The sequence below is a fragment of the bacterium genome (assembly GCA_035691305.1).
Classification (GTDB): domain Bacteria; phylum Sysuimicrobiota; class Sysuimicrobiia; order Sysuimicrobiales; family Segetimicrobiaceae; genus DASSJF01.
This window is the reverse complement of the sequence record DASSJF010000006.1, coordinates 1-16,526: the sequence shown is the minus strand read 5'-3', so window position 1 is coordinate 16,526 and position 16,526 is coordinate 1. Positions and strand designations below refer to the sequence as shown.

The 16,526-nt window shown below is 72.3% G+C and carries 14 protein-coding genes and 1 riboswitch; of the genes, 1 reads left to right on the top strand and 13 read right to left on the bottom strand.

The window, feature by feature from the left end:
• Positions 1 to 7 precede the first annotated feature (7 nt).
• The 5 genes from VFL28_01155 to VFL28_01135 form a co-directional block, all read right to left on the bottom strand.
• Complete coding sequence (locus VFL28_01155; protein HET7263247.1) at positions 8 to 955, bottom strand: cation diffusion facilitator family transporter; 948 nt, start codon at positions 953 to 955, stop codon at positions 8 to 10.
• Complete coding sequence (locus VFL28_01150) at positions 952 to 3,342, bottom strand: endonuclease MutS2 (protein ID HET7263246.1); 2,391 nt, start codon at positions 3,340 to 3,342, stop codon at positions 952 to 954. Before VFL28_01150 ends, VFL28_01155 begins: the two co-directional genes overlap by 4 nt.
• Positions 3,339 to 4,283, bottom strand: a complete 945-nt coding sequence (locus VFL28_01145) for a metalloenzyme (GenBank protein ID HET7263245.1) — start codon at positions 4,281 to 4,283, stop codon at positions 3,339 to 3,341. The genes VFL28_01150 and VFL28_01145 overlap by 4 nt, the downstream gene beginning before the upstream one ends.
• A 71-nt stretch (positions 4,284 to 4,354) precedes the next feature.
• Positions 4,355 to 5,512 carry a chromate efflux transporter gene (chrA, locus tag VFL28_01140; protein HET7263244.1) on the bottom strand — a complete coding sequence of 386 codons (1,158 nt, stop codon included), beginning with the start codon at positions 5,510 to 5,512 and terminating at the stop codon, positions 4,355 to 4,357.
• 49 nt (positions 5,513 to 5,561) lie between these two features.
• Positions 5,562 to 6,764: a cation:proton antiporter gene (locus VFL28_01135; GenBank protein HET7263243.1), complete on the bottom strand. Its 1,203-nt coding sequence runs from the start codon at positions 6,762 to 6,764 to the stop codon at positions 5,562 to 5,564.
• A 44-nt stretch (positions 6,765 to 6,808) separates the two neighbouring features.
• Positions 6,809 to 6,886: riboswitch (Fluoride riboswitch) on the bottom strand.
• 111 nt (positions 6,887 to 6,997) lie between these two features.
• Between VFL28_01135 and VFL28_01130 the strand changes: the two genes are divergently transcribed.
• Entirely contained in the window at positions 6,998 to 8,812 is a 1,815-nt protein-coding gene (locus VFL28_01130; protein HET7263242.1) for an HD domain-containing phosphohydrolase, read from the top strand.
• Between the two features lie 269 nt (positions 8,813 to 9,081).
• Here the strand turns inward: VFL28_01130 and VFL28_01125 are convergent, their stop codons facing one another.
• From VFL28_01125 to VFL28_01090, 8 genes are all read right to left on the bottom strand, one after another.
• On the bottom strand, positions 9,082 to 9,297 hold the full coding sequence (locus tag VFL28_01125; GenBank protein ID HET7263241.1) for a hypothetical protein: 216 nt from the start codon (positions 9,295 to 9,297) through the stop codon (positions 9,082 to 9,084).
• Positions 9,298 to 9,400: 103 nt separating this feature from the next.
• Positions 9,401 to 10,099 (bottom strand): DNA-3-methyladenine glycosylase, encoded by a 699-nt coding sequence (locus VFL28_01120; GenBank protein ID HET7263240.1) that lies wholly within the window; start codon positions 10,097 to 10,099, stop codon positions 9,401 to 9,403.
• Positions 10,100 to 10,101: 2 nt separating this feature from the next.
• A complete protein-coding gene (polX, locus tag VFL28_01115; protein ID HET7263239.1) occupies positions 10,102 to 11,829 on the bottom strand; it encodes a DNA polymerase/3'-5' exonuclease PolX in 1,728 nt (575 codons plus the stop codon).
• Positions 11,829 to 12,356 (bottom strand): CvpA family protein, encoded by a 528-nt coding sequence (locus tag VFL28_01110; protein ID HET7263238.1) that lies wholly within the window; start codon positions 12,354 to 12,356, stop codon positions 11,829 to 11,831. Before VFL28_01110 ends, polX begins: the two co-directional genes overlap by 1 nt.
• A 67-nt stretch (positions 12,357 to 12,423) precedes the next feature.
• Positions 12,424 to 14,586 (bottom strand): phenylalanine--tRNA ligase subunit beta, encoded by a 2,163-nt coding sequence (gene pheT, locus VFL28_01105; GenBank protein ID HET7263237.1) that lies wholly within the window; start codon positions 14,584 to 14,586, stop codon positions 12,424 to 12,426.
• 9 nt (positions 14,587 to 14,595) lie between these two features.
• Positions 14,596 to 15,624 carry a phenylalanine--tRNA ligase subunit alpha gene (gene pheS, locus VFL28_01100; GenBank protein ID HET7263236.1) on the bottom strand — a complete coding sequence of 343 codons (1,029 nt, stop codon included), beginning with the start codon at positions 15,622 to 15,624 and terminating at the stop codon, positions 14,596 to 14,598.
• A gap of 86 nt (positions 15,625 to 15,710) precedes the next feature.
• Positions 15,711 to 15,839: a hypothetical protein gene (locus VFL28_01095; protein ID HET7263235.1), complete on the bottom strand. Its 129-nt coding sequence runs from the start codon at positions 15,837 to 15,839 to the stop codon at positions 15,711 to 15,713.
• 84 nt (positions 15,840 to 15,923) lie between these two features.
• On the bottom strand, positions 15,924 to 16,526 hold a 603-nt coding region (locus VFL28_01090), incomplete at its 5' end, for an RNA methyltransferase (protein ID HET7263234.1).

The following is a 16,526-nucleotide window of genomic DNA, read 5'->3' as shown; positions in this document are numbered from 1 at the left end:
GCATCGCTCAGCCGGCGCCGTGCGGATCGGCGCCCGGCGCGCACCGCGGATGCCATGGTTCCAGAAACTCCGAGGTCTCGACCTGCAGGGTCACGTGCGAGAGTCCGAACCGGTCTCGCAGCAACGTGCCGAGCCGCGTGAGGACCTCCTGCGTGTCCGCGCCCTCGTCGACGAGGACGTGGGCGCTCACGGCTCCGACGCCGCTCGTGAGCGACCAGATGTGCAGGTCGTGAACGCCGCAGACCCCGGGCGCCGCGGCGATCGCCCGGTGGACCTCGAGGAGCGCGATGCCGGGCGGGGTGCCTTCCATGAGGACGCGCACCGCTTCTCGCAGCAGCGGCCACGCACCGGCGACGAGCAGGACGGCGACGCCGAGGCCGACGATCGCGTCCGCCGGCGTCCATCCGGTGACGAGGATCACGAGCCCCGCCGCGATCGTGCCGCTCGCGGCCGCGGCGTCCGCCAGCACGTGCGCCAGCGCCGCCCGGAGGTTGAGGTTTTCGCCGTGGCCGCGGACCAGCAGCGCGCTCGCCGCGAGGTTGCCCCCGAGCCCGAGCGCCGCGACCCCGAGCATGCCCGACGCCGCGATCGGATGCGGCGCACGCAGGCGCGCGACGGCCTCGTAGCCGATTGCGAGCGCGATCGCCCACAGCGCGACGCCGTTCGTCGCCGCGGCGAGGATCTCGGCGCGGCGGTACCCGTAGGACATTTCCGCCGTCGCGGGGCGGCTGGCGATCCACGCCGCGAGCAGTCCCATCCCGAGGCTGCCGACGTCGACGAGCAGATGACCCGCGTCCGCGAGGAGCGCGAGGCTGCCGGTCCACCATCCGCCGACGGCTTCGATCACCATGAGCGCGAAGATCACGGCGAGCGCGCCGGACAACGCGGCGCCCGGACGGCCCGGCCCGAGCGTGCCGTGGCCGTGCCCGTGGGCGTGTGCGGTGGTCGCCGTCACCGGCCGCCGAGCCTCACGATCGTCGCCCCGCTCCCTCCCTCGCCCTCGCCGCCGAGCCGGTATGACGCCACGTGGGGGTGGTGCGTCAGAAACTCGTGCAGCGCGCGGCGCAGCGTGCCGGTGCCCTTGCCGTGAATGACGGTCACGAACGGCAACCCCGCGATCTCGGCCTCGTCGAGATATTTGTCCAGCGCGAGGATCGCGTCGTCGACCGTCATGCCGCGGAGGTGAATGCTGGCGGGCACGGCCGCCGCGGACAACCCCGCGTCCGCCGCGAGGGCGTCCGCGCGCGCCTCGGCCGCAACCCGTTCCTCGCGCGCGCCGGCGTCCCGCTCGTCGCGCCGCAGGTCGTCGAGCGGCACGCGCATCTTCATCGTGCCGACCTGGACTTCGACGTCGCCTCGCGCGTCTGCCTCCGCCCGCACGATACCCGGCCGCCCGAGCGAGGCGACGAGGACCCGGTCGCCGGGACGCACCGCGCCCGCGGGCGCCCCGGACGGGGCGGGCGCGGTTTCCGCAGTGTACGCGTCCGCGGCCCGGCCGAGCGCGCGCAGGTGCGCGCGCAGCCGGGCCGCCGCCCCGGGCGACCGCTCCGTCCGCAGCGCCGCCGTGAGCGCCTCGAGATCGCGCCGGCCCGATTTCAAAAGCGCCTCCAGCTCGTCGCGGGTGCGCGCGAGGGCCCGGCGCCGGTCCTCGACCGCGCGGCGCCGCTCCTCGTCAATGGCCGCGCGCTGCCGCGCGAGCTCCAACCGCTCGCGGCCGGCCGCGTCGCGCTCCGCGGCGAGTGCCTGCCGCTCGTCCTCGACGCCTTGAATCACGCGGCTGAGATCTTCCTGCTCCTGCGAGAGGTAGCCTCGCGCGCGCTCGACGATCCCACGATCGAGCCCGAGCCTGGACGCGATCGCGAGCGCGTTGCTCCGCCCCGGCGTCCCGATCAGCAGGCGGTACGTCGGGCGCAGCGTCTCCTCGTCGAACTCCACCGATGCGTTTTCGATACCGGGGTGCGTGAAGGCGAGCGCCTTCAGTTCGCTGTAGTGCGTGGTCACCGCGGTGCAGGTGCCCCGCGCGTGCAGCGTCTCGATGAGCGCGCGCGCGAGCGCCGTCCCCTCGACCGGATCGGTGCCGGCGCCGACCTCGTCGAGCAGCACAAGCGCCGTTCCCGGCTCGGGCGGCAGTGCGTCCAGCGCTCCCAGGATCTCGACGATCGCGGTGAGGTGCGACGAGAACGTGGACAGGTTCTGCTCGATGCTCTGCTCGTCGCCGATGTCGGCGAACACGCCCGCGAACACCGCGACCTCGCTCTCCGCCGCCGCCGGGACGTGCAGGCCCGCCTGCGCCATCAGCGTCAGCAGGCCGAGCGTACGGAGCGTGACGGTTTTGCCGCCGGTGTTCGGGCCGGTGACGACGAGCGTGCGGAAGTCGCGCCCGAGCCGCACGTCGATCGGCACCACCGGACCGGCGAGCAGCGGGTGCCGGGCCACGCGCAGATCCACGCGGCCCGCGGCGTTGAGCCGGGGCGGGGCGGCGTCCATGTGCCGGCTGAGCTCCGCGGCCGCCGCGACAAGGTCGAGCCCGCCGAGCGCCTCGAGGGTCTCCCCGATCGGCTCGGCGGCCGCGCCGACCGCGCCGCTGAGCGCGGCGAGGATCCGCGCGATCTCGATCTCTTCCGCCGCGGCGAGTTCCCGGAGGCGGTTGCCGAACGGCACGACCGCAAGCGGCTCCATGAACACCGTCACACCGCTCGCCGACTGGTCGTGCAGCACGCCGGGGAACTGGTCGCGAAACTCACTCCGCACCGGCACGACAAAGCGGTCGCCGCGAATCGTCACGAGCGGCTCCCGCAGCATTCGCTGCACCGCGGGCGTCCGCATCACCTGATCGAGATGCTCGCGCAGGCGCGCCTCGGCCGTCCGGCGTTCGCGCCGGATCTTCGCGAGCTCGGCGCTCGCGCCGTCGGTGATCGTCGCATCCTCGGCGATCGCGGCGCCGATCTCGGTCTCGAGGTCGGCGAAGACCGTGATCCCGTCCGCCTCGCCGGCAAGACCGGGCGCCTCCGCGGCCTGGGCGGTCAAGAATCCCTTGAGCCCCCGCCCGACGGCGAGGGTGTCGCGGATTTCGAGCAGTTCCGTCGCGGCGAGCGCGCCGCCGATCGAGGCGCGGTGGACCGCCGGCCGTACGTCGCGCATGCCGCGCACCGGAAGCCCCCCGGCCGCATCGGCGAGCCGGCGCGCCTCCGAGGTCAGCTGCTGCCTTCGCGCCGCCTCGTCGAGCCAGAGCGACGGCTCGAGGGCGAGGGCGTGCTCGCGGCCGATCGGCGAAACACAGAGCGCCGCCAACCGATCGAGCACCGCCGGAAATCCCAGGACCCGGAGCGCCCGCGGGGTCACGGCGCGGCGAGCGGGCCGGTTTCGGGCGCGACCGCGCCCCGTCGCGCGCCGGCCAACCGCGCGAGGCAAGCCGGGGCGACGTCCGTGATCGCACGCAGCCGGGCCGCGAAGGCCTCCCGCCCCGCCCCGACGAGAAGCGCCGGCACCGGGTTGGTGGTGTGGGCGCGCGTGCGCGCATCTTCAACGTTGCCGTGGTCACTCGTGAGAACGACGAGCGTCGTCGAGAGGTCGACGCGGGCCAGCACCCCGTCCAGGAAGCGGTCTAGGCGCTCGATGATCTCCACCGCGCCGTCGATCCTGCCGTGGCCGGCCAGATCGGTCTGGAAGAACTCGAAGATCGTAAACGCATGCCCGCGGACGATCCCGGCCAGGTTGCGGCCGGCGGCTTCCGGCGTGATCTCCGGAACGTCCGCGCCGAGGTCGCGGGCCCGCGTGTTCGTAAGATCCTGGTAGACCGCCTGTCCGGCGGCGAGATCGTCGACGGTCCGCAGGCGCACGCCGGCCTGCAGCGCATGGAGCGTGATCGCCCCGTAGCGCAGCCGCCGCGCGGCCACCGCCTCGAAGTACGCGGGCGTGTACGCGTTGGCGAGGGCAACCTCCGCGCCCTGCCGCCGCAACTCCCCCATCAATCCGTGCGCGGCCAGCAGCGCCGCGAGGGACGGCGTCGGGTACGCGGTCAGATGCCGCCCGATGTGCGCCGGGGCATTGCGGCCGGTCAGCAGCGCCGTCTGTCCGGTGGCGCTCTGCGGCAGGCCCGGCACCCCGAGGCACGCGTCGAGCGGCACGAGGACCGCCGTCGCGGTATGCCGCGGCGCAGGACGGGCGAGCGGTCCCCCCGCGAGTCCGCGCAGAACGGGCGTCGCGGCCCGGACAACCGGGTTGGACGACGGATCGTCGTCGCCGAGGCCGAGGCCGTCGACGAACACCAGCAGGATACGCATGTCCGGCACGTCCCCATCATACCGCAGACCGGCTCCCGCTTTGCGGCGCGAGGCGGGTCCGCGCGCGCGGGTCACCGCGCGATGAGCTTGGCGAGCAGTCCGGCCGCGGCCCCGCCGAGCACGAGCCAGGCGGAGTTGACACGGGTGCGGATCAGCACGACCGCGGCCGCGACGGCGAGCGCGGCCGTGAGCGGATCGACGATGCTGGTCAACCCCAGCTGCCACGCGACGGCCGCCATGAGTCCGAGCGCGGCGGCGTTCGCCCCGTCGAGGAAGGCGGCGGTCCACGGCGAGGCGCGCAGCCGCGGCACGAGCGGGTAGACCGCTGCGACAAAGACGAACGACGGCAGGAAGATACCGGCCGTGGCCGTGAGGGCGCCCGTCCACCGGCCGGTCAGATACCCGACAAACGTGGCGGTCGTGAAGACGGGACCGGGCGTGAACTGGCCGACCGCAATCGCATCGAGAAGTTGGCGGTCGGTGAGCCAGCGCAACCGGTGGACAAAATCGTCGCGCAGGAAGGCGAGCAACACGTACCCGCTGCCGTAGAGCGTCGCGCCGATCTTGAGGAAGGTCAGAAAGAGCGTGGCGAGGCTGAACGTCCCGGCCGCGGCCGGGGCCACCGCCCCCGGATCGAGCGGCGCCGGGGACACCGCGAGCATGACCCGCCCCGCTGCCGGGCGCGGCCCGTTGTCTACGACCATCACAAGCAACGCCAGCCCGAACAGCGGCACCAGCGGATTGAGCCCGACGAAGTAGAGCACGATCGACGCCACGGCGGCGGCGCCGAGCCGCCAAGTCTTCAGCGCCGTACGCATCAGACCGTAGATCGCCTGCACGATCACGGCGATGATGACGGGTTTGATGCCGTAGAGGAGCCCGGCGGCCTGCGGCAGCGAGCCGTAGCGCACGTAGGCCCAGGCGAACGCGAGCACGAGGAGCATCGCGGGCAGGATGAACAGCACGCCGGCCAGGACGAGCCCGAGCGCCCCCGCGCGCCGGTAGCCGAGGTAGATGGCGAGTTCGGTGGACGTCGGGCCGGGAATGAGGTTGCTCGCGCCGAGCAGATCGAGAAACTGCTGCTCGGTCATCCAGTTCCGCCGGACCACGACCTCCTGCCGCATGAGCGCGATGTGCGCGGCCGGACCGCCGAAGGCGATCCAGCCGAGCTTGAGAAAGAGCGCGGCAACTTCCCGAACGGAGGTGCCCTGACCCGACCCGGCGCCCACGAGGGCCTCTGGTTCGACGACGGCGGGACCGTCACCGCCCGCCGCGAGTTCAGTCCGTCGCCGGGACGGCCTCCATCGCCACGTCGCCTTCCGACCCATCGACCGGGCGAAGGTGGTGGCGCGGTAAGAAAAACCGGTTCGCGATCCAGGTCGGGACGACGGCGCTCGCGATCACGGTGGCGACGAGGAACGAATACTGCGACTGCGTGATAATTCGGTGCGACAGCCCGTACAGCGACGAGATCGTGCCGAAGGTCAGGCCGGTGGACATGAGCAGCGTGGTGTACATCGCGTCGTGTCTCGGGTACCGAGAGGCCATCGTCACCGGATAGATCCCCACGAATTTGCTCACGGCCTTCGCGAAAAAAAGCGCGGCGAAGGTGCCGAGGCCGCCTACGATCACAGGTACCTGCACGAACGACCCCGCGCGGAGGAAGTAAAACGGCGTGAGCAGCCCGAGCGTCAGCGTGCGCAGCCGCCGGATCAGCTCGTGGTCGCGGCCGACGGTACCCGCCAGCACCATGCCGATCAAGTAGGCGGGCAGCACGGCTTCGGAGCCCGACCAAGCGGCGAGCCAGCCCAGCCCGAACAGCGCGAACAACAGGAACTTGGTTTCGAACTCCGACGTCCGCCCGCCGTGTTGGCGGAAGAGATGCTCGGTCGTCCACAGCAGTGCGAACAGCGCCGCGAGCGTGCCGAGCGAGAACACTCCGGTCTTCCAGCCGAACGGCGCGAACAGCAGGCCGAGCGCGATCACCGTGCCGAGGTCGTTGATGAAGCACGCCGCGAGGATGACTTTGCCGAACGGGGTCTTGTTGAGGCCGAGCTCCAGCAGCACCGCGTAGACGACCGCAACCGACGTCGTCGACAGCGCCACCCCGGCGAGCCACGCCGCGCGCGGATCCCAACCCAGAACCGTCCGCGCCACCCACGCCGCCCCGAGGAACGGTGCGAGGAACCCGATCAGGCCGAGCACCGACGTTGCCTTCCAGGTCTTCCGGAACGCCACGGGATCGAGCTCGGCGCCGGCGAGAAACGTCAGTATCACGGCACCGGCGCTCGCGAGAAACGCGATCCACCCCTCGCCCGCGCCCATCGCCGCGGGACCCCATCGGGACGAGATGACCCAGGCGGCGCCCACGCCGACGACGATCTCGGTGAGCGCGACCGAGACCCGCAGCCACGCCGCGCACAAGGTGGCGATCAGCGCGAGGCCGATCCAGAGTGCCGCCAGCAGCCACACGTGCTCCATCCACGCGTCCTTCCCGGGGGACAACAGAAAAGCTCCCACCCCCGTGTGAGGTAGGAGCTATCAGCCCGTCGGTGGGACGGAACGCGGGCGGTTGTCAGGCGAGCTCCATCGCCGCGTGCATTATACGTGTCGCCTCTGACGGCCGTCAATCGGCCGTAGTCGAGCGCGCCGGTTCGCCCGTTTGGTCTGACGCGACCCCGAATAGGGCACAAAGTGCTACCGGTGGGGGGACAGTGACGGACGACGGCGCTCCCGAGGGCGGCACGCTGGTGCGTCAGGGCCACGCATCTCCCACCACGCCTCCGGACCGCAATTTAATAGAACGTTTCGTGAACCTCAGCGCAACCTTGACCCCCTCGTCGTCGGCGACAGACGCGGCCGAAGCGATCGGGGTCGCGGCCCTCGCGCTCACGGGGGGGCAGCGCGGCGCGGTCTACGTCCAGGGTGCCGACGGCCAGGCGACGCGCCTGTGGGCCTCGGACGGCGGATTCCTGGATCACGGGGGCTTGTCGGGACCGGGCCCCCTTATCTTTCCGGACGTCAAGGATCTGCCGCCGGGTCACGACGTCCGCCAGACGGCGGAACGCGGGGGCTACCGCGCGCTGGCTTCGTGGCCGCTCAATCACGCCGGCAAGGCGGTCGGTTCGGTCGTCTGCTGCTTCGACGCCCCCAGGGCGTGGTCGGCCGCCGAAATCGACGTCATGTCGGCGCTCGCGATGCAGGCCGCCGCGGCGCTCGAGTGCGCCCTGCATCCCGGGCGCGACGGCGGCCAGTGGGGCGGCGGGCCGGACGACGCGCGAGTCGCCGAGGCTCTGCGCATCCTGCTGGCCGAGAGCACGTCGCTGTTCGAGGCGCACCGGGAACTGGAGGCCCAGCACGCCCGACTCGTGCAGGCCCGTCAGGAACTCGGGGCTCTGAAATTCTGGCTACTCGCCCTGTACAGCGAACTGCGCCACGAGCGGTCGCGACTTACCGTGGAGCAGAGTCAGCTCACGAAGGCGCGCGACGAGCTCGCCTCAGAAGACGCCCGGATCACGGCCGCCCGCTACGCCCTCGAGACTCAGATTGCCGCGGCGCGCAATGAACTCGAGAAGGAGAGCGCCCGGCTCATGGCCGAGATGCGGCAGGAACTGTCGCAGGGCCGGACCCGCCCGGCACCAACGCTCGAGTCACCGGCCGATCCGCCGCTCGCCGCAAGGACGGCCCCGGCCGACCCGGCGCGGATCTCGGACGCCAAGCGCGTGTTGGAACAGGAGAGCGCGCGTCTCGTGGAAGCGCTCGAAACCGGTCGCGCCCCGGCGGCGGAGGCACTCACGGCGCCTTCCTCCGCCGTGGAGGCGGCCTCGGCGGATGGCCGGCCGGAGACGCCCCGGGCGGTGCAAGCAGTTGAGTTGGGCGGCCCCCTCACAGCGCCCCGCGGCCTCGAGGACCTGTTCCCGCTGCTCGTCGAGCGCGCCGCCAAGCTGTTGAACACCGACCGCGGCCCGCTCGCGGCCGACGATCAGGTCAAGATTCTCGGGCGGGCGCTCGACGACCGTGACGGCCACCGCGCCGGCTATAGCGAGCGGCTGGAAGCGTGGGCCGAGGCGACGGCCGGCATGTTGGGGTGCGACCGCGCGACGATCACCGACATCCGGCGCGCGGCGCTCCTCCATGACCTCGGCAAGATCGGCGTTCCGGAAGCGATTCTGCGGGCGACGGCCAGGCTGACGGACCAGGAACGCCAACTCGTGCGCTCGGTGCCGGCGCTCGCGGAGCAGATCCTCCGGCCGGTCAAAGGTATGGAGGGCGTGGCGGCAATTCTCGGGCACCGCTACGAACAGTGGGACGGCAAAGGATATCCGGACGCGCTGCGGGGGGACCGGATTCCGCTGGGGGCGAGGATTCTCGCCGTCGTGGACGCCTACGGCGTGATGACGACCGTCCGCCCCTACCGCGCGATGGTGTACTCGCTCGACGCGGTCGCCGAGCTGCGGCGCTGCGCGGGCGCCCAGTTCGACCCGAGGGTCGTCGAGGCGTTCTGCAGCGTCTTGAAGCGCGAGGGCTAGCCGGCGGCGGGCGCGGCCGCCGTCACTGCAGGCCGTAGGCCAAGAGAAAGGCCTTCACGTTCTGGTCGTGAAACCGCGGCAGCACCTCGAGCATCGCGCCGCGCGGCAGCTCGTCCTGGGCCGGATCTACCGCCGGGCCGTGGGGGCGACGAACAGCGAAATCCCAAGGCGCCCCGCGACGTCAACCGCGACCGGGTAGAGTGCCGCAGAGGTGAGCAGCACCGACGCGCCGGCGTCGGTGAGCTGGTACTCGAGCTCCGGGGCCCGGTTCAGGCGAGCGTGGCTTGTGGACGTATGCAGAACTTTGCGCGCGCTGCGCGTCTCCCGCCGCCGGGCTCGCCGGCGCCGGGGGGCGGCGGGGCGATCGGGTCGCGTGCCGTTTCGGGATCGACGAGGCGGATCGCGACGCGCTCGGCGTGGCGCGGGAGGTTGCGCCCGAGGATCCACCACGCCGGCTGCGCCGGGTACGCCAGCGACCGGGGCACGTGGCGCGGCCGTAGCGCGTCCCACGGGCGGGGAGACGCGGCATCACACTGCGGACGCCCCCCTTCGTCCACCGGTCCGGTCACTCGCCTATCTCGGCGGCTTTCACGGCCTGCCCGCACGACCTCCGGCACGTTCGCGACGCGCCCTCGAACGCGCACTTTGGCGCACCGGGACACCCCTCCTGCCAATGGGCCGCGACAGGCACGACGATTCCGCATCCACGAACCGCCACGGAAAGTCGACCGCGACTGAAATTCCGATGCGCGGCGTCGCGGCGATCCGGCGTGGTTTCGGGCCGCGCGCGAGGTACAGCGGTCCGCCCACCAGATCCGAGCGGTTGTGAGCGAGCGTCACGCCCATCGCCTCGGTGAGTCGGCCCGGGCCGCCGCCGATGAGACGTGGCTCGCGGGTGCCCCGGCGGCGCGCCATCTCCTCGATCCCCTCCACCGGCTCGATCGCCCGCAGCAGCACCGCGCCCGCGGTCCCCTCCGGCCGCGTCACGACGTTCAGGCACGCGTGGTTGCCGTAGCTGAAATAGACGTAGGCGGTGCCGGGCCGGCCCCACATTACTTCACTGCGGGGAGTCCGTCGATAAGCGTGGCTCGCCGGGTCACGCGGGCCGAGGTATGCCTCGACCTCGACCACGCGGCCGCACAGGCGGCCGCGTGGGGTTTCGTGGACCAAGTAGCAGCCGACCAGGTCGCGGGCGACGGCGCGGGTCGGCCGCGCGAAGAACGCCCGCGGCAGCCGACGCGGCGCCTCCCGCCCTGTCTCGGCCGCCTTCGCGGCCTCTCGCGGCACGGTTACCGCGCCAGAAAGTCGAGCAGCGTCTCGAGCGGCCACGCGTTGATGACGTGGGCCGCGTCCATCCAGCCGCGCCGCGCGACCCCCACGCCGCACGGCATGAAGTCGAGGTGCGCCTTCTGATGGGCGTCCGTATCGATGGCGACGAGCACCCCGCGCTCGCGCGCCTGCCGCACATGCACGTCCGGCAGGTCGAGCCGGTCGGGCGAGGCGTTGATCTCGACCGCCGTCTCCGTCCGGCGCGCCGCCTCGAGGATCGCGTCGACATCCAGGTCATACGGCGGGCGCTCGCCGATCAGCCGCCCGGTAGGGTGCCCGAGCACGTCGAGGTGGTGGTGCTCGAGCGCGCGGATCACACGCCTCGTCATCTCGTCGCGCGGCATCCGGAACCGGCTGTGCACCGACCCGACCACCAAGTCGAGCTCCGCGAGCACGTCGTCCGGATAGTCGAGCGATCCATCCCCGAGGATATCCACCTCCGCGCCCATCAGCACCCGGATGCCCACCGTGTCCGACAGCGCCCCTACCGCGGCGGCGTGCGCGCGCAGATCCTCGACGGTCACGCCGCGCGCGAACTTGAGGGACTGCGAATGGTCGGTGATGCAGCAGTAGGCGTAGCCGCGGGCCGCCGCCGCGCGCGACATCGTTTCCGCGGTGTCCTTCCCGTCGCTCCACTGCGTGTGCATGTGGAGATCGCCGCGGATCTCCTCGAGCGTCACGAGCCGCGGGAGCTCGCCGCGCTGCGCCGCCCCGATCTCGCCCTGATCCTCGCGGATCTCCGGCGGAATCCACGGCAGGCCGACCGCCGCGTACACCTCGTCTTCGGTCGCACCGCCGAGACGGCGTTCCGGCGCGGCCGATACATCGTACACCCCGTACTCGTTGATGCGCAGGCCGCGGCGCACGGCGAGCTCCCGCAGCCGCACGTTGTGCTCCTTGCTGCCCGTGAAGTACTGCAGCGCGGCGCCGTACGAAAGCGGTTCGATCACACGGACGTCACACTGAATCTCGATCCGCCCGAGAAGCACGCTCGCCCGCGTGGGACCTTGGGACAGGACCTGAGCCACCTGCGGCAGCGCGACGGCCGCCGCCATGGCCCCGGGTGCGTCGATCGCGGCCACGACGAGGTCGATGTCCGCGACGGTGTCCCGGAGGCGCCGCAGGCTGCCCGCCACCTCGACGGCCTTGACGCCGGCCGCCCGGCGAAGCCCCTCGACCGCGGCCTCCACGAGCGGCCGCACCTCGTAGGCCGAACGGCGGGTCCCCTGCTGCCGCCGGCGCTCGATGCCCTTGAGAATGTTGGCCTCGGAACGCGCGCCGAGCCGCGGGACCGAGCGGACGCGGCCCTCGCGACAGGCTTGTTCGAGCGCGTCGACGTCGGCGATCCCGAGCCCGCGGTAGAGCAGCAGCGCCGTCTTGGCTCCCACCTCCGGAATCGTCATGAGCTCCGGGAGCCCCGCCGGCAGATCGCCGCGGAGCGTTTCGTGGTAGGCGATGGCACCGGCACGTACGAACTCCTCGATCTTCTCCGCGAGCCCCGCCCCGATGCCGGGGATCCTGCGCAGCGCCCCGCGCGCGGCCACGGCGGCGACGTCTTCGCCGAGCTCCTCGATTGCGCGCGCGCCCTTGCGGTAGGCGTTGACCCGAAAGGACGATTCCTGCTTCAGTTCAAGGAAGTCGGCGATCTCCGACAGCAGGCGGGCGAGTTCGAGATTGCGGGGACTGATCAGAACGTGGCGCCACCCGGTCCCAGCCGTTGTATGTGGACCGGCAGCGCCGGCAGCAGCACCGCCTGGACGCGTTCGCTGCCGCTCAGGAGATACGGCGCGACCTGCGAGCGGTGCGCGTCGGCGGCGACGACGCCGCGGAACGGCGCGGCGAGCGTCAGCACGAGCAGCGACGCGGCCAATACGATGCCGCGCGCGATGCCGAAGACGCCGCCGACGAGTCCCGACGCGGGGAATTTGGCGCGCGCGAAGACCCAGCGGATGACCAGCCCGAAGGGCAGGTACAGGCCGAGCCAGATCACGACGAACGCGATGAACCGCTGCCAGGACACGGTGAGCACCGGCACCTGCTGGAGGTATTGTGCGCCGATCGGGTAGACCGCCGCGGCCGCGAGGTAGGTGGCCACGAGACCGGCGAGATCGACCAGACCCGCGACCGCGCCGAAGCGCGCCCCCCGGAGAATCGACACCAGCACGATCGCGAGCGTCACCCAATCGATCCAGTTCAGTGCGATCGTGCGGGGCATCCGGCCCTCCCCCTTCCGGCGTCCCCCGCCGGCCCGTCGACTCTGGCGCCTCCCCAGGAGCCCGGCGTCACGTCCGCAGCCGGCCGCCCGCTTGATCTTGAAGGGCTGTTCGAATCTTGACCATGATTTCCTCCGCCTCCCCCGCGGTCAACGTCCGGTCCGGCGCGCGGAAGCGCAGGCGGTAGGCCAAGTTGCGGTGGCCGGACGGCACCGGCGCTCCCGCGTAGACGTCGAAGAGCTCGACGGTCTCGAGCAGCGGCCCGGCCGTCGCGCGGATCAGGCGCTCGATCTCCGCCGCCGCGAGCGCCTCGGACAGCACGACCGCGAGATCGCGTTCCACCTCCGGGTAGCGCGGCAGCCCCGCGTACGTCCGGACCGAGCCCGCCACCTCCAACAGCGACTCGAGATCGAGTTCGGCCACACAGGGCCGGTACGGCAGCCGCTCGCGCTCGACGAGATCGGGATGCAGTTCTCCGAGCCGCCCGACTTCGCGACCGGCCAGCGTCACAGCCGCCACGCGCCCAGGATGCCACCAGGCGGCGCCGGTCAGCAGGTACGACGCCGACGGGAGCACCGCCGTCTCGGCGGCGAGGTCGAGATCGTGGAAGAGCGCGTCGACGATGGCGCGAAGGTGATAGAAATCCGCCACCGCGGTATCGGCGGATACGTTCCAGCCCCACCGCCAGCGGCCCATCACCGCGATGCCGACAGCCCGCCGCTCGTCCGGACGGCCGCCCGGCTCGCCGGCCCGCCACACCCGCCCCAGCTCGAACACGTGCACGTCCTGCTGGCGGCGCGAGGCGTTCGTCGACAGCACGCGCAGCAGTCCAGGAAGCACCGAGCGCCGCAGCGCCGCGTGCTCCGCGGTCAGCGGGTTGGCCAGCCGCACTTCGTCCCCGCCGTCCCGCCCGCCGGTCGCGGGCGCGGCCGGCGGCTCCGCGGCCACGAGCGTCAGCGTCACCGCCTCAGTCAATCCGGCGCGAAGCAGCGCGTCCCGCACGCGGCGCTCGCCCGCGACCGGGAGGGACACGCGGCCGGGGGTAGTCACGCCCCGCGGCAGCGTCAACGGCACGCGGTCGTAGCCGTATACCCGGATCGCCTCTTCGATCAAGTCTTCCTCGCGGGTCAGATCGGGGCGGTTGGTGGGCGGACGGACGGTGAGCGAGGCGGCGCCCGGCCGTACGTCGCAGCCGAGCGCGCGCAAGATGCGCACGATCTCCGCGCGCGGCACGTCGATTCCGAGCACCGCGGCGGACCGCCGCGGCCGCAGCCGAATCACCCGGTGCGGCAGCGGGCGCGGATAGACGTCCACGATGCCCGGCACGACGCGGGCGCCGGCCACCTCCGCCAGCAAAAGCCCGGCCCGCCGCTGTGCGAGGATCGGGCCCTCCGGGTCCGCGCCGCGCTCGAAGCGGCTCGAAGCCTCCGTGCGCACGCCAAGCCGGCGGCTCGTGCGCCCAATGCCCGGCGGGGACCAGTACGCGGCCTCCAGCAGGACCGTCCGCGTCTCGGACCCGATTTCGGTGTCCTGTCCGCCGATAATTCCGGCGAGCGACACCGCGTGCACGGCATCGGCCACCACGAGCGACTGCTTGTCGGCGGCGCGCGTGACGCCGTCGAGCGTGACAAGCGCCTCCCCCGGTCGCGCGCGGCGGACGATCAGACGCCGGCCCGCGACGCGCGCGAGATCGAAGGCGTGCATCGGCTGGCCCATCTCGAGCATGACGTAGTTGGTCACGTCGACGACGTCGTTGATCGCCCGCACGCCGGCGGCCTCGAGCCGCCGCTGCATCCACGCCGGCGACGGACCGACGCGCACGCCGTCGAGGACGGTCGCGGTGAACCGCGGGCACCCTTCGGGGTCCTCCACGGTAACGGAGATCCGGGCGCCCACCGCGCCGGCGGTCTCCGCCCGGCCCGCCCGCCGCCCCTTTGACGGCGCAGGCGCGGACCGCGCGCCACGGACCGCGCGCGCGCCGCCGCGGCCCTCGAGGCCGTCGGGCAACCGCAGCGCGCGGCCGAAGAGCAGCGCTGCCTCGCGCGCGATGCCGATGATCGACAGGCAGTCGGGCCGGTTGGACGTGACCTCCACGTCCAGCACGACGTCGTCGCCGTGCGGCTCCACGGCGTCGACGGGCAGGCCGACGGTCGCGAGACGCTCCACGAGCGTCTCGGTGGAAACATCGCCGAGGTCGACGTAGGCTTCGAGCCACTCGCGGGGAACCCGCATCTCCCCTCCCTACACTTGTCGCAAGAACCGCACGTCGTCTTCGTAGAGCAGCCGGATGTCGTCGATGCGGTGCTTGAGCATCGCGCAGCGTTCGATGCCGATCCCGAAGGCGAAGGCCGTGTATCGCTCCGGGTCGATGCGCGCCATCTCGAGCACGCGCGGATGAAACATCCCGCAGCCGAGGATCTCGAGCCAGCCGGACCGCTTGCAGACCGCGCAGCCCCGGCCGCCGCAGATCACGCAGCCAATGTCCATCTCCGCGCTCGGCTCGGTGAACGGAAAGTACGACGGCACGAAGCGTACGCGCGTACCGGGGCCGAAGTAGCCCCGCGCGAACTCGTACAGCACGCCCTTGAGGTCGGAGAGGCGGACGCCCTCGTCGACCATGAACCCGTCGATCTGCTGGAACATCGGCGAGTGGCTCGCGTCGACCGGGTCGCGCCGGTAGCAGCGGCCGGCGCTCACGGCGCGCATCGGCGGCCGGCGCGCGTCCATCACGTGGACGTCGACGACGGTCGTGTGCGTACGCAGCAACCAGGTGCCGTCAATGTAGAACGAATCCTGCGCGTCGCGCGCCGGATGGTACGGCGGTATGTTGAGGCGCTCGAAGTTGTCGCGATCGGACTCCACGTCCGGACCGTCCTCGACGTCGAAGCCCATGCCGCGGAAGATCTCCGTGATCTCCCGCGCGGCCCGGGCGAGCACGTGGGCCCGCCCGCGCGCCAGCGGCCGGCCCGGAAGCGTGACGTCGATGCGCTCGGCGGCGGCGAGCGTCGCGCGGGCGGCCTGCCCGAGGACCTCCCGCCGCCGGGCCAACGCCCGCTCGACGTAGTCCTTGAGCTGATTGAGGGTCTGGCCGAGCCTTGGGCGGTCTTCCGCGGGGGCCGCGGCGACATCCCGGAACGCGCGCGTGATGCGCCCGGAGCGGCCGAGGTACCGCACGCGAATCTCCTCGAGCGCGGGGTCGCCGTTTGCGGTTTCGATGTCCCGCGCCGCCTGCGTGCGGATCTCGTCAATCCATGCGACGTTCTCCACCATCGCCTCCGGGAAACAACAACGCACTTCCCGTCCGAAGGGACACAGGGGAAGTGCGGCCCCTACGAGAGCTCAGCGCACGCGTGGGATCAGTTCAGGATCGGCACCACCCAACGACTCTCGCCGTCGGTCAGGTCCCGATAGACCAGGTACGCCCAGATCGAACCGGTTGCTTCGAACAGACGCCAGAAGCACTCCGGCGTCCACGCGATTTCCACCGCGCCTCCCCCGTCGAACTACGACGACTGCGCGGCGAGTTCCGGCGTCCGGGGCCCGCCGTCGCGAAGTGGATTCGAACGCCGCTAGTATAGCACACGGTCCCCGCCGCCCCCGCCGCCGCCGCAAGCGCGCGGCGCGAGCAGTCCCGCCGCCTGATAGAGGAGCACCGCCGCCGCCGCGGCGACGTTGAGTGACTCCACCGGACCGAGCACCGGCACACGCACCGCGAGCGCGCCGTGCGCGCGCCAGACCGCGGCCGGCCCTTCCGCTTCGCTGCCGAGTACGAGAGCGAGCGGGCGGCGCCACGTCGCCGCGGTCGCGGCCTCCCCCGCGTGCGCGTCGGCCACCACGATGCGCATCCCGGCCGCCCGCAGCGCGCCGTCCGCCTCCGCGGCCCCGGCCGCAAACCCGACCGGCACCTGGAACGCCGCCCCCGCCGACGCGCGGAGGGCCTTCGGGGCGAACGGATCGGCGGTCGCGCCGGCCACGACGACGAGCGTCGCGCGGCACGCGACCGCCGTGCGGACGATAGCGCCGACGTTTCCGGGGTCTTGAACCGCGTCGAGCACCACGGCGAGCGTCTCCGACCCGGCCGCGGACGGCAGCGCCGAGGCCGCGGGCCGCGGCGCGACGCCGAGCACGCCCTGTGGCGACGGCACCTGCGTGAGGGTCGCGAAAACCTCCGG

Excerpts from the sequence above, each read along its gene's own strand:
- pheT (HET7263237.1), bottom strand. The coding sequence starts at position 14,586 with ATGCGGGTTCCCCGCGAGTGGCTCGAAGCCTACGTCGACCTCGGCGAT.
- VFL28_01110 (HET7263238.1), bottom strand. The coding sequence starts at position 12,356 with ATGCCCCGCACGATCGCACTGAACTGGATCGATTGGGTGACGCTCGCG.
- pheS (HET7263236.1), bottom strand. The coding sequence starts at position 15,624 with ATGGTGGAGAACGTCGCATGGATTGACGAGATCCGCACGCAGGCGGCG.
- VFL28_01135 (HET7263243.1), bottom strand. The coding sequence starts at position 6,764 with ATGGAGCACGTGTGGCTGCTGGCGGCACTCTGGATCGGCCTCGCGCTG.
- VFL28_01145 (HET7263245.1), bottom strand. The coding sequence starts at position 4,283 with ATGCGTATCCTGCTGGTGTTCGTCGACGGCCTCGGCCTCGGCGACGAC.